Raw genomic sequence first — 11,435 nt, forward strand, 5'->3', positions numbered from 1 at the left:
CCCTCCTCCGCCTTGCGATGCACGGCACCGGACACCGCGGGCTGATCCGGCCTGATCCGAAAGACACGCCCTAGGGGGTTGGATGGGCCAACAAGATCGGAGAGTGGCATGCTCCGGTGAGCCGGGCTACATGATCGAGGGGGCAGCGGGGTGCTGGAACGCCTGGAGTTGGAAGCCTTTCTGACGCTGGCCGAGGAACTGCACTTCGGCCGCACCGCGGAACGCCTGCACGTGACGACCGGCCGCATCAGCCAGACCATCAGCCGGCTGGAACGCCGCATCGGAGCACCGCTGTTCGACCGCAACAGCCGCAAGGTGACGCTGACCGAGGTGGGGCGGCAACTCCGTGACGACCTGCTGCCCGCCTACGAGCAGATCGGCGCCGGTCTCGCCCAGGCCATCGCCGTGGGGCAGGGCGCACGGGTCAAGGGCGTGGTGCGCGTCGGCTGGTCCGCGCCGTGGTGCGGAAACCTCATGGTCCGGGCCGCGGACCTGTTCCGGGTCCGCCATCCCGGCTGCGACGTGCAGATCCAGGAGATCCAGCTCCGCGACCCGCTCGGCGGCATGCGGGCCGGCGAAGTGGACGTCCAGCTGACCGAGTTCCCCATCCGTGAACCGGACATCGAGCTCGGGCGGCTGCTCTTCGCCGAGCCCCGGGCGCTCATGGTCCCCGCCGACCACCCCTTCGCGCGGCAGGAGTCCGTATCTCTGGAGGACCTGGCCGACGCCACGTTGGTCACCCTCGACGACGAGCGGATACCGCGCTATTGGATGGACCACTACTTCCCCCGCCGGACCCCCTCCGGCCGCCCCGTCCCGCAGGGCCCCGCCACGAACTTCTGGCCGGAGGTGCTGGTGCACGTGGCCTCGGGCGTCGGGGTCAGCACCGTCGCCGCCCGGGCCGAGGACTACCACCGCCGTCCCGGTCTCGCCTTCGTCCCGTTCCGCGACGCCCCGACCATCGACTACGGCCTCATGTGGCCCGTCGCCGGGAAGAACCCCCTGGTCACCCCGTTCCTGGAGATCGTCGACGAGCTCACCGCGGGCACCGCCACCGCCCCGGCGAGCCGAGGCTCGACGGGGCGGAGGGGGGCGCCGCGATCCGGCTAGGGCACCACGCAGATCACCTGGGCGGTGATCTTCTGGGCGATGGCTCCGGTGTTGGTCATGCGCACGCGCCAGCCGTTTCCGTCGGGGACCGAGTCGTTGATGAACACGTAGTAGCCCGAACTGAACCCGCCGCCCCCGCTGGGGACCTCGTTCGCGTTGCAGAAGGCGCGGGCGGTGGCGACTCCGCCCCTTGCGGCCACGTTGGCGGAGAAGCCCTGTCGCACGGTGTGGGGGTACGAGGAACAGTTCGCCTCGGCGTTGAGGGACCCGAAGGTGCCGCCCATGCGGGTGCCGCGGACCCACCAGCGGACGCCGTCGGAGTAGCTGTCGCTGAGGAAGAGGCGTCCGCCGATGGCCGTGCCGCCGCCCCCGCTGGGCACCTGGCCGGCGGGGCAGTCGGCCCAGGAGGCGCGGGTCTCGCCCACTTGGATGTGCTCTTCCAGGTGGGTGGATTCGTAGGTGGCCTGGGGCACGCAGATGGCCTGCGCCTCCAGATAGCCCGTCTCCTCACCCAGGTTGACGGCATGGCCCTCCCAGCTGCCCTGGTCGCCGTCGGTGCCGGTGAGGAAGACGTTCGGGCCCAGGGTCCGGCCGCCGCCCCCCGAGTAGTTCGTTCCGTCCGGGCACTTGGCGGGGACGTACTCCTCGGCCCCCGGGCCGACGGACCGGAACCCCGACTCGACCCGTGTGTGCTGAACGCGCACGGTCGGCCGCGAGGGGGCGTCCGTGGCCCGTGCGGCGGAGGTGGTGAGTCCGGTGGCGGCGAACAGCAGGGCGGCGGCCAGGGCGGGGGTACGGAGCCTTCTCATCTCGGCGCGGTGCCTTTCGGGCGAGGGGGTCATCGGCAACACCCCCATGCCCCGGCCCCGCACGCGCATCCACGGCGTCATCCCTTCGGCGCAGGCAGTATCGATACCGCTGTCCCGAACGGCGGCAGCGCGCGTACGCCCCTCACGCGCCGATGCGCACCAGCGCGAGGGTGATGTTGTCCGGGCCCCCGGCCTCGATCGCGGCCTTCCACAGCTCGAACGCCGCCTTGCCGTCGTCGTGCACGCGCAGCACGTCGTCGATGGCCTCGTCGGGCACCGGGTCGGTCAGCCCGTCGCTGCACACCAGGTAGCGGTCGCCGGGGGAGAGCGGCAGGTCCGTCACGTGGGGCGTGAGGACGTGCTGGGCGCGGGTTCCGCCGAGCGTCTGGGTGACGGCCGACGTGGTGCGGTGCCCGGGCAGCGGCGGCGGGCTGTCGTCCACGCTGACCTGGTGCAGCCCGTCCGCGGTCGCCCGGAACACCTTGCTGTCGCCGACGTTGAACGACAGCAGCGAGTCCTCCAGTACGACGGTGCCGGCGATCGTGGTGCCCATGGCGGTCAGATCCGGACGGCCCTCGGTGGCCGAGGACACCGCCCGGTTGCAGAGGTTCAGCGCGTTCTCCACGGCCTGGACCCCGTCCAGCGAAGGGCCGAGCAGGGCCAGCTGGCGGACGACCAGCTCGCTGGCGACCTCCCCGGCCGGCTGTCCGCCGAGCCCGTCGGCGACCGCGACGACGAGCGGTCTGCCGAGGGGGAACAGCAGCGTCTGCGGGCTGCGGGTGATCGTCCCGCACAGGGTCCACGGTCCGATGACGAGGCTGTCCTCGTTGTGATCGCGGACCAGCCCCACATGGCTCAGGGCGGTCACGGCTATGTAGGCCACCACGACGTCCCGCCTCTCCGCGACGGCAGACGCGTCCCTCACCCCCATTGTCGCGCCGCTCGGCATGCGGCGCGTGATCTGCCGGAGCAGGCTGGTCCTGGGCCACGGAGGGCCTGAAGGGGGCGATGGGGCTGAGGGACCGAGGCACCTGAGCGAAGGGACTGCGGAAGATGTTCGCGAGGCTGAGTACCTACCAGGGATCACCGGTTCCCTCAGGGGGAGACCTGACCGCGAATTCGGAGGCGATCGTCCAGCGGGTACGGGACGTTCCCGGCTTCCGGGGCGTGTACTACCTGGTCGACCGGGCCTCGGGCCGGGCCGTGTCGCTGACCTTGTGGGAGGACGAGCGGACCATGCGGGAGAGCGAGGAGCTCGGCACCCGCATCCGCGAGGAAACGGCCCAGCGGGAGGGCCAGGGGATCGTCTCGGTCGAACGCTTCGAGGTCGGGTTCAGCCACCTCGAACCGTAGGGCAGTGGCCCGGAGCCACGGGGCAGTGGCTCACCGGGGCAGCGGCTCATCGGGGCAGCGGCTCAGCCCGCGCTCCCCGCGGCGGCCACGGCCTCCGCGACCGTCCGCGCCATCGGCGTGGTCGGGCGGCCGATCAGCCGGGCCAGGTCGCCGGAGGTGCCGGCCAGCCGGCCGCGCTCGATGGCCAGGTCCACGTCGACCAGGATCTCGGCGAACGGGGCCGGTACCCCCGCACCCGTCAGGACGGAGAGGTGGGCCTCCGGGGTCACGGCGTGGTACGCGATCTCCTGCCCGGAGGCCTCCGCCACCGCCGCCGCGTACTCCGCGAAGGACCAGGCCACGTCGCCGCTGAGCTCGTACGCCGTGTCGAGGTGGCCCTCGCCGGTCACCACGGCCGCGGCCGCCGCCGCGTAGTCGGCCCGGGCGGCCGAGGCCACCCGGCCCTCGCCCGCGTTGGACAGGACCGCCCCGTGTGCGAGCACGGGCGCCAGGTTGCCGGTGTGGTTCTCGGTGTACCAGCCGTTGCGCAGGAAGGTGTACGGCAGGCCGGAGGCGAGGATCAGTTCCTCGGTCGCGCGGTGCTCGGCGGCCAGCTCGAAGTCGGCTTCGGGCCCGCCCAGGATGCCGGTGTAGGCGAACTGCGCCACCCCGGCCTCCTTCGCCGCGTCGATCACGGCGGAATGCTGGGGCACCCGGCGGCCGACCTCGCTGCCGGAGATCATCAGTACCCGGTCGCCGGACCGGAAGGCCCCGGCGAGCGTCTCGGGGGCGCTGTAGTCGGCGATGCGCAGCTCGACGCCGAGGGCGGCGAGCGGGGCGGCCTTCTCCTTGTCGCGGACGACGGCGGCGATCTCCCCGGCGGGGATCCCCTTGGCGAGCAGCTCGTCGATGACGAGACGGCCGAGGGCTCCGGTGGCTCCGGTGACGACGATGCTCATGGTGAACGACTCCCTGGTGTTGCTTCCGGCTGCCCGGCTTCCGGGCCCGTGCACTCACCGTACGGGGGGCACTATCGATTGCACAGTACCCACTTTGAAGTAAGGTACTGGCATGGGAGTAAGTGAGAAGTGGGCCCAGGCCGAGGCCATGTGCCCGCACCGGCTCGTCCTGGAGCACGTCACCAGCAGGTGGGGAGTCCTCGTCCTGGACGCCCTGCTCGACCGCTCGTACCGGTTCAGCGAACTGCGCCGGCAGATCGCCGCGGTGGCCAAGGTCAGCGAGAAGATGCTGACCCAGACCCTCCAGACCCTGGAGCGCGACGGCTTCGTGCACCGCGACGCCAAGCCCGTCATCCCGCCCCGCGTCGACTACTCCCTCACCCCCCTGGGCCGCGAGGCCGCCGAACGGGTCCGCGCCCTCGCCCACTGGACCGGCGTGCGCATGGACGACGTGCAGAAGGCGCGCGAGGCGTACGACGAGGCGAAGCGGCAGGAGGCTGCGCCGAACTAGCGCGCCGAACTAGCGCGCCGAACCAGCGCGCCGAACCAGGGCGCCGAACCGGCGCGCCGAACCGGCGCGCCGAACGCGCGCCGAACTAGCGCACGGCCCGCGCGTGCTCCAGGAACGCCGTGAGGCCCACCTCGAAGGCGGCCTCCGCACGCCCCGCCCCCTGTGCGGCCAGCGCCTCGGCCAGGAGCGGGGTCTGCGGGGTCGGCTCCCACATGGCGTCCGGCGCCGCGAGGTCCAGGGCCGAGCCCAGGACCAGGTTCTCCAGGCCCGTCAGCAGCGGCATCACCTGCTCGGGGCGGAAGCCCGCCCGCAGCATCAGCCCGACCGCCTGCTCGTACTGCGCGAGCACCGCGGGCGCCCGCACCGGCGTGGTCATCAGCAGCGGGATGGCGCGCGGGTAGGCGGCGAAGGCGGCCCGGTAGGAGCGCGCCCAGGCCTCCAGCGCCGCGTCCCAGGGCTCGGTGGCCAGGGCCCCGCCGTCGATTCCGGCGCACACCCGCTCCCGTATCAGCTCGATCACCCCGGCCCGGCCGTCCACGTGGTGATACAGCGACCCGGTCTGCACCCCGAGCGCCCGGGCGATCTGCGGAACGCTGAACTCGCCCTGCTCCGCAAGGAGTTGCAGGGCCGAAGCGCCGATCCGCTCCCGGTCGATCAAGGGGGTGCGAGGCCGCGCCATCGTTTTTCTCCCGCCGTCAGGTCTTCCCGTACGCCAAAACCGGAGGCTACATTGCCGCAAACCGAAAGCCTTTAGGTTTTCGTTCCCCAGCCGCGTGCCGTTCGCAGAAGGGTGCCTCCCCATGCCCGAAACGCCAGAGCCACCGAGACCCGCACCCGGTACCGACCTGCGCCGCGGCGCGCTCGGGACCGCCGACATCTCCTTCTTCGTCGTCTCCGCCGCCGCGCCCCTCACCGTCATGGCCGGAGTCGCCCCCGTCGCGATCCTGCTCGGCGGCATCGGCGCCCCCGCCGGCTACCTCCTCGCCGGCCTCACCCTCGCGGTCTTCGCCGTCGGCTTCACCACCATGAGCCGCCACGTCCGCAGCGGCGGCGCCTTCTACGCGTACATCTCCCAGGGCCTCGGCAAGCGCGTCGGCATCGGAGCCGCCCTGCTCGCCCTCATCGGCTACAACGGCATGGAGATCGGCGTCTACGGCCTCCTCGGCACCACCACCGCCGACACCGCCCACGCCCTGGCCGGCGTGGACGTCCCCTGGCTGCCCGTCTCCCTCGCCGGCCTCGCCCTCATCTGGTACGGCGGCTTCCGCTCCATCGACTTCGGCGCCAAGCTGCTCGGCGTGCTGCTCGTCGCCGAGACCGGGATACTCGTCCTGCTCGCGGGCGGCGTCCTCGTCAAGGGCGGCGCCCACGGCCTCTCCGCCGGTTCCTTCGCCCCCGGCGCGGTGCTCGTCCCCGGCACCGCCGCCGTCCTGGCCTTCGCCTTCGCCGCGTTCACCGGCTTCGAGTCCACCGTCATCTACCGCCGCGAGGCCCGCGACCCCGACCGGACCATCCCGCGCGCCACCTACATCGCCGTCGCCTTCCTCGGCCTCTTCTACGCCTTCATCGTCTGGACCGTCATCCAGGCCTTCGGCGCCGGGGAAGTCCTCGCCGCCGCCGGCGAGGACCCCGGCGGCCTCTTCTTCACCGCCATCACCAGCTACGTCGGCCCCTGGGCGGCCGACCTGATGCACGTCTTCATCGTCACCAGCGTCATCGCTTCCCTCCTCGCCTTCCACAACGCCATCAACCGGTACGCGCTCGCCCTCGCCGAAGAAGGCGTACTGCCCGCCGTCCTCGGCCGCATCCACCCGCGCCACGGCTCCCCGTACCTCGCGGGCGCCGCGCAGACCGCCCTGGGCGCCGTCATCGTCCTCGGCTTCGCCCTCGCCGGGGCCGACCCCTACCAGCAGCTCCTGCTGTGGGTGAACACGCCCGGCATGGTCGGCCTCATGGCCCTGATGCTGCTCGCCGCCATCGCCGTACCCGTCTACTTCCGCCGCATCGACCACACCGAGGGGCCCTGGCGGACGGTGATCGCACCCGTCACCGCCGCCGTCCTCCTCGCCGTCGCGATCTGCCTGGTCGTCTCCAAGGTGGACCTGTTCACCATGGCCTCCACCACCGTCAACACCGTCCTCGTCGCCCTCGTCCCCGCCGTCTTCCTGGCCGGCCTCGTCCTCGCCCAGCGGCTGAAGACCCGCCGGCCCGAGGTCTACGCCCGCTTCGCCGAAGAGCCCGCCGCCGGAGCGGCCGATGCCGCCGAACCCGCCGAACCCGCCGGAGCCACCGAAGCCGCCGGAGCCGCCGAAGCCGCCGAACCCGCCGGAACCGCCGAAGCCGCAGGCCCCGAAGCCCCCGGAGGCCCCCAGGGCCCCGGAGCCCCCGAAGGAGAAGATCAGCCGTGCCCGCTGCCGACACAGTCCTCACCGGAGCCCGCGTCCGCACCCTCGACCCGGCCCGCCCCGAGGCCCGCGCGGTAGCCGTCCTTGACGGCGAGATCGTCGCCGTGGGCGACGAGGCGGACGTCCGCGACTGGCGCGGCCCCGGCACCGAGGTCCTCGACCTCGGCGGCGCCACCCTCACCCCCGGCCTCACCGACGCCCACAGCCACCCCGTCTGGGGCATCGAGATGGCCACCGGCACGGACCTCTCCGCCGTCCGCGACCTCGACCAGCTCCGCGCCGCCCTGCGCGGGGCCCGCCGCGGCCCCGGCGGCTGGGTCACCGGCTTCGGCCTCGACCACAACGCCTTCGGCGGCCGCCCCGTCGACAAGGCGCTGATCGAGGACGCCCTGGACGGCGCCCCCGCCTTCCTGCGCCTGTACGACGGCCACTCCGCCCTCGCCTCCGGCGCGGCCCTGACCGCCGCCGGAGTCACCGGCCCGCGCACCTTCGCCCAGCGCTCCGAGATCGTCTGCGACGATTCCGGGCGGCCCACCGGCCACCTGATCGAACACGCCGCGATGGACCTCGTGGGCTCCCTGGCCCCGAAGCCCACGTCCGCGGAACGCCGCGGCCGCCTGGGCGGGCTGCTCCGCGACATGGCCGCCACCGGCCTGACCGGCGCCCACGTCATGGACCTCGGCGACGGCGACGTACCGGCGCTGCTCGCGGGCGCCGAGTACGAGGGGGACCTGCCGCTGCGGCTGCGCCTGTCCCCCTGGTGCATGCCGGGCGCCACCGACGACGACCTGGCCGAGCTCATCGACATCCAGCTGCTCGGCGGCCGCCACTGGCAGGTCGCCGGCGTGAAGTTCTTCATGGACGGCACCGTCGAGGGCGGCACCGCCTGGCTGGAGCACGCCGACTGCCACGGCCGGGGCACCGACGCCTTCTGGCCCGACCCCGACGCGTACGCCCGGGCGGTACGGGTCCTCGACGCGGCCGGGGTCCGCACCGCGACCCACGCCATCGGCGACGCGGCGGTCCGCCACGTCCTGGACACCGTGGCCTCGCTGGGCGCACAGGCCCGGATGCGGCACCGGATCGAACACATCGAGACGGTCCCCGACGACCAGCTGAAGCGGTTCGCGGAGCTCGGGGTGATCGCCTCGATGCAGCCGCCGCACACCGCGTACACCCGGGCCGACCACGGCGACGAGTGGTCCAAGCGGCTGGGGGCGGAGCGGGCCGGCCGTGCCTGGCGCTGCCGGGACCTGCGCGAGGCCGGCGCGGTGCTGGCCCTCGGCTCGGACTGGCCGATCGCCCACTACGACGCCCGCGGGGTGCTGTCCGTGGCCCGCAGCCCCCTCGGCGCGGCCTCGGCCGGTACGGGCGCCTGGCGCGGGGCGGCCCTGACGGGGCTGATGGCCCTGGAGGGCATGACCACGCACGCCGCGCTCGCGGCGGGGGAGGAACGGGTGGCGGGCCGGATCGCGGCCGGCTTCCGGGCCGACCTGACGGCCTTCGGCGTGGACCCGGTGGACAGCCCGCCGGACGAGCTGGCCGGGGCTCCGGTCCGCCTCACGATGTCGGGCGGCCGGATCACCCACCGGGGGTGAGGCCCACCCGGGTGAGGATCAGCGCTGGAAGCGGGCCAGTGCCGGAATCCTGAGAACGGCCGCCGCCACCGGATGGCGGCCCGTCTCCTCCGGGCGGCGCGGCAGGCGGTGCGGCAGGGAGCCGTACCAGGCGCGGGAGACGGTGTAGCCGAAGGCCAGGCAGAGCATGCCGCCCACGGCGTCGAGCCAGAAGTGGTTGGCGGTGGACACGATCACGATCAGTGTCGCCGCGGGGTAGAGCAGGCCCAGGATCCGGGCCCAGGGGGCGGAGGCGACCGCGAAGATCGTCAGCCCGCACCAGAGCGACCACCCTATGTGCATGGAGGGCATGGCCGCGTACTGGTTCGACATGTGCTTGAGGTTGCCCGAGGCCATGGAGCCCCAGGTGTGGTGCACGAGCACGGTGTCGACGAAGTTCTGCCCGTTCATCAGCCGGGGCGGCGCGAGCGGGTAGAAGTAGTAGCCGAGGAGCGCCACACCCGTGGTGGCGAAGAGGACGAGCCGCGTCGCCGCGTAACGCCCCGGATGAAAACGGTAGATCCACACCAGGACGCCGATGGTCATCACGAAGTGGAGCGTGGCGTAGTAGTAGTTCATGCCCACGATCAGCCACGTCACCGAATTGACGGCGTGGTTGACGGATTCCTCCACGGCGATGCCGAGGGTCCGCTCCGTCCGCCAGATCCAGTCGGCGTTCGCGAGGGCGGCCGCCTTCTGCTCGGGCACGGCGTTGCGGATCAGCGAGTACGTCCAGTAGCTGACCGCGATCAGCAGGATCTCGAACCAGATCCGGGGCCGCCGGGGTACGCGCAGCCGCGAGATCAGGGTGCGCTCGGACGAGGCCGGGCGGTCCTGGCTCTCGGTCACGGTGGGTGACGAGACGTCCGTCCGGGTATCCAGTGTCTTCACGCTCGCTTCACCCATAGGGAAAGAGTCTGCCAGATGCGTTCTCGCCTCCGATCATCCCTTGGGACGGTCTTGGCCGCAGCCCGTCCACCTCGCGGACGACTCGTGGCCATCAGTCCCTAAGGGTTCCGGGGCCCCGACGCGGTCGACCCGCGGACCACCAGCTCGGGCAGGAAGACGAACTCGCTGTGCGGGGCCGGGGTGCCCCCGATCTCCTCCAGCAGGGTCCGTACCGCCGCCTGACCCATGGCTTGCACGGGCTGGCGGATCGTGGTGAGCGGCGGATCGGTGAACGCTATGAGCGGGGAGTCGTCGAAGCCCACGACCGAGACGTCCTGCGGGACCCTCAGGCCCTGCTGCCGCGCGGCCCGGATCGCCCCGAGCGCCATCATGTCGCTCGCGCAGACCACCGCCGTGCAGCCCCGCGAGATCAGCGCGGAGGCCGCGGCCTGGCCGCCCTCCAGGGTGTACAGGGAATGCTGGATGAGCTCCTCGACCTCGGCCTCGCCGAGCCCGAGCCGCTCCTTCATGCCCAGCCGGAAGCCCTCGATCTTGCGGAGCACCGGCACGAACCGCTTGGGGCCCACGGCCAGCCCGATCCGGGTGTGCCCGAGGGCGGTCAGGTGGGTCACCGCGAGCTGCATGGCGGCCCGGTCGTCGGGGGAGACGAAGGGGGCCCGCACCTTGTCGGAGAAGCCGTTGATGAGGACGTACGGGACGCCCTGTCCGCGGAGTTGGTCGTAGCGGCCCATGTCGGCGGTGGTGTCCGCGTGGAGCCCGGAGACGAAGATGATCCCGGAGACCCCTCGCTCGACGAGCATCTCCACGAGCTCGTCCTCGGTGGACCCGCCGGGCGTCTGCGTGGCCAGCACCGGCGTGTACCCCTGCCGGGTCAGTGCCTGGCCGATGACCTGGGCGAGCGCCGGGAAGATGGGGTTGTCCAGCTCGGGGGTTATCAGGCCGACGAGCCCCGCGCTGCGCTGGCGCAGTCGTACGGGGCGTTCGTAGCCGAGCACGTCGAGAGCGGCCAGCACGGATTCACGGGTGCCTGCGGCCACACCGGGCTTGCCGTTGAGCACGCGGCTGACTGTGGCTTCGCTGACCCCCGCCTGGGCTGCGATGTCGGCTAGCCGTGCGGTCACGGGATTGGACTGTACCGGTCGCACGCTACAAAGCCCACCAGGTGCACGAATCCGGGGGAAGCCGGACGGTCCGCCCGTCCGTCTCCACCGGGGCGCTGGAGAGTACGGGGCGCCCGGGGGAGGGGAGTTCGAGCACCACGGGCCGGGTGTTGAGGGTGCAGGCGAACCCGGGCCGAGTGAAGAGCAGGGCGTCTTCCGGCGCGGACTGCCAGGTCAGGGGACCTGCGTCCGGGGAGCCGAGGCCGGGCAGTGCGCGGCGCAGTTCCAGGGCGGCGCGGTACAGCTCCAGGGTGGAGTGCGGGTCGCCGGTCTGGGCGGCCACGCTCAGTCCGGCCCAGTCGGCCGGCTGCGGCAGCCAGCTCCCGCCGTCGCCGAAGCCGTACGGGGCTTCGGTGCCGGACCAGGGGATCGGCACGCGGCAGCCGTCGCGCAGCCCGTCCTGGCCCTCGCCCCGGGCGAAGGCCGGGTCCCGGCGGACGGAGTCCGGGAGGTCGAGCACCTCGGGCAGGCCCAGCTCCTCGCCCTGGTAGACGTACGCCGACCCGGGCAGCGCCAGCATCAGGAGGGCGGCCGCCCGCGCCCGGGCCAGGCCGCGCGCCCCGCCCCCGTACCGCGTGACGTGACGTACGACGTCGTGGTTGGACAGCACCCACGTCGTCGGGG

General features: G+C 72.8%; 12 protein-coding genes. 5 read left to right on the plus strand and 7 right to left on the minus strand.

Features of this window, described 5'->3' with window-relative positions; genetic code table 11:
* The first annotated feature begins 150 nt into the window (after window positions 1-150).
* On the plus strand, window positions 151-1,110 hold the full coding sequence (locus ACWGDE_RS29675) for a LysR family transcriptional regulator (RefSeq protein WP_453392111.1): 960 nt from the start codon (window positions 151-153) through the stop codon (window positions 1,108-1,110).
* On the opposite strand, the gene ACWGDE_RS29680 is transcribed toward ACWGDE_RS29675, so the two are convergent.
* Both ACWGDE_RS29680 and ACWGDE_RS29685 read right to left on the minus strand, forming a co-directional pair.
* Complete coding sequence (locus ACWGDE_RS29680) at window positions 1,107-1,919, minus strand: hypothetical protein (protein WP_453392112.1); 813 nt, start codon at window positions 1,917-1,919, stop codon at window positions 1,107-1,109. The genes ACWGDE_RS29675 and ACWGDE_RS29680 overlap by 4 nt on opposite strands.
* A gap of 142 nt (window positions 1,920-2,061) precedes the next feature.
* Window positions 2,062-2,802 (minus strand): PP2C family protein-serine/threonine phosphatase, encoded by a 741-nt coding sequence (locus ACWGDE_RS29685; RefSeq protein ID WP_453392122.1) that lies wholly within the window; start codon window positions 2,800-2,802, stop codon window positions 2,062-2,064.
* A 170-nt stretch (window positions 2,803-2,972) separates the two neighbouring features.
* On the opposite strand from ACWGDE_RS29685, the gene ACWGDE_RS29690 reads away from it, so the two are divergent.
* Window positions 2,973-3,272 (plus strand): hypothetical protein, encoded by a 300-nt coding sequence (locus ACWGDE_RS29690; protein WP_453392113.1) that lies wholly within the window; start codon window positions 2,973-2,975, stop codon window positions 3,270-3,272.
* A gap of 62 nt (window positions 3,273-3,334) precedes the next feature.
* On the opposite strand, the gene ACWGDE_RS29695 is transcribed toward ACWGDE_RS29690, so the two are convergent.
* Window positions 3,335-4,210 (minus strand): SDR family oxidoreductase, encoded by an 876-nt coding sequence (locus tag ACWGDE_RS29695; protein ID WP_453392114.1) that lies wholly within the window; start codon window positions 4,208-4,210, stop codon window positions 3,335-3,337.
* Window positions 4,211-4,322: 112 nt separating this feature from the next.
* On the opposite strand from ACWGDE_RS29695, the gene ACWGDE_RS29700 reads away from it, so the two are divergent.
* On the plus strand, window positions 4,323-4,721 hold the full coding sequence (locus ACWGDE_RS29700) for a winged helix-turn-helix transcriptional regulator (protein WP_453392115.1): 399 nt from the start codon (window positions 4,323-4,325) through the stop codon (window positions 4,719-4,721).
* Window positions 4,722-4,806: 85 nt separating this feature from the next.
* On the opposite strand, the gene ACWGDE_RS29705 is transcribed toward ACWGDE_RS29700, so the two are convergent.
* Window positions 4,807-5,400: a TetR/AcrR family transcriptional regulator C-terminal domain-containing protein gene (locus tag ACWGDE_RS29705; protein ID WP_453392116.1), complete on the minus strand. Its 594-nt coding sequence runs from the start codon at window positions 5,398-5,400 to the stop codon at window positions 4,807-4,809.
* A gap of 121 nt (window positions 5,401-5,521) precedes the next feature.
* On the opposite strand from ACWGDE_RS29705, the gene ACWGDE_RS29710 reads away from it, so the two are divergent.
* Both ACWGDE_RS29710 and ACWGDE_RS29715 read left to right on the plus strand, forming a co-directional pair.
* The gene (locus ACWGDE_RS29710) at window positions 5,522-7,204 is read left to right on the plus strand and encodes an APC family permease (RefSeq protein WP_453392117.1); all 1,683 of its coding nucleotides are present in this window, start codon (window positions 5,522-5,524) and stop codon (window positions 7,202-7,204) included.
* Window positions 7,126-8,724, plus strand: coding sequence for an amidohydrolase (locus ACWGDE_RS29715; RefSeq protein ID WP_453392118.1), 1,599 nt, complete (start codon window positions 7,126-7,128; stop codon window positions 8,722-8,724). The genes ACWGDE_RS29710 and ACWGDE_RS29715 overlap by 79 nt, the downstream gene beginning before the upstream one ends.
* Window positions 8,725-8,742: 18 nt before the next feature.
* Here ACWGDE_RS29715 and ACWGDE_RS29720 read toward each other — a convergent pair whose 3' ends face one another.
* The 3 genes from ACWGDE_RS29720 to ACWGDE_RS29730 form a co-directional block, all read right to left on the minus strand.
* Window positions 8,743-9,648 (minus strand): phosphatase PAP2 family protein, encoded by a 906-nt coding sequence (locus ACWGDE_RS29720; RefSeq protein WP_453392119.1) that lies wholly within the window; start codon window positions 9,646-9,648, stop codon window positions 8,743-8,745.
* A gap of 101 nt (window positions 9,649-9,749) precedes the next feature.
* On the minus strand, window positions 9,750-10,772 hold the full coding sequence (locus ACWGDE_RS29725) for a LacI family DNA-binding transcriptional regulator (protein ID WP_453392120.1): 1,023 nt from the start codon (window positions 10,770-10,772) through the stop codon (window positions 9,750-9,752).
* A 25-nt stretch (window positions 10,773-10,797) separates the two neighbouring features.
* A partial coding sequence (locus ACWGDE_RS29730) for an alpha-amylase family glycosyl hydrolase (RefSeq protein WP_453392121.1) occupies window positions 10,798-11,435 on the minus strand: 638 nt, incomplete at its 5' end.

This window comes from Streptomyces sp. NPDC054956, assembly GCF_053609185.1.

What these genes read in the sequence shown, in the direction of transcription:
- ACWGDE_RS29680 (WP_453392112.1), bottom strand. Translation starts at nt 1,919, where the DNA reads ATGAGAAGGCTCCGTACCCCCGCCCTGGCCGCCGCCCTGCTGTTCGCC.
- ACWGDE_RS29690 (WP_453392113.1), top strand. Translation starts at nt 2,973, where the DNA reads ATGTTCGCGAGGCTGAGTACCTACCAGGGATCACCGGTTCCCTCAGGG.
- ACWGDE_RS29695 (WP_453392114.1), bottom strand. Translation starts at nt 4,210, where the DNA reads ATGAGCATCGTCGTCACCGGAGCCACCGGAGCCCTCGGCCGTCTCGTC.
- ACWGDE_RS29700 (WP_453392115.1), top strand. Translation starts at nt 4,323, where the DNA reads ATGGGAGTAAGTGAGAAGTGGGCCCAGGCCGAGGCCATGTGCCCGCAC.
- ACWGDE_RS29705 (WP_453392116.1), bottom strand. Translation starts at nt 5,400, where the DNA reads ATGGCGCGGCCTCGCACCCCCTTGATCGACCGGGAGCGGATCGGCGCT.
- ACWGDE_RS29710 (WP_453392117.1), top strand. Translation starts at nt 5,522, where the DNA reads ATGCCCGAAACGCCAGAGCCACCGAGACCCGCACCCGGTACCGACCTG.
- ACWGDE_RS29720 (WP_453392119.1), bottom strand. Translation starts at nt 9,648, where the DNA reads ATGGGTGAAGCGAGCGTGAAGACACTGGATACCCGGACGGACGTCTCG.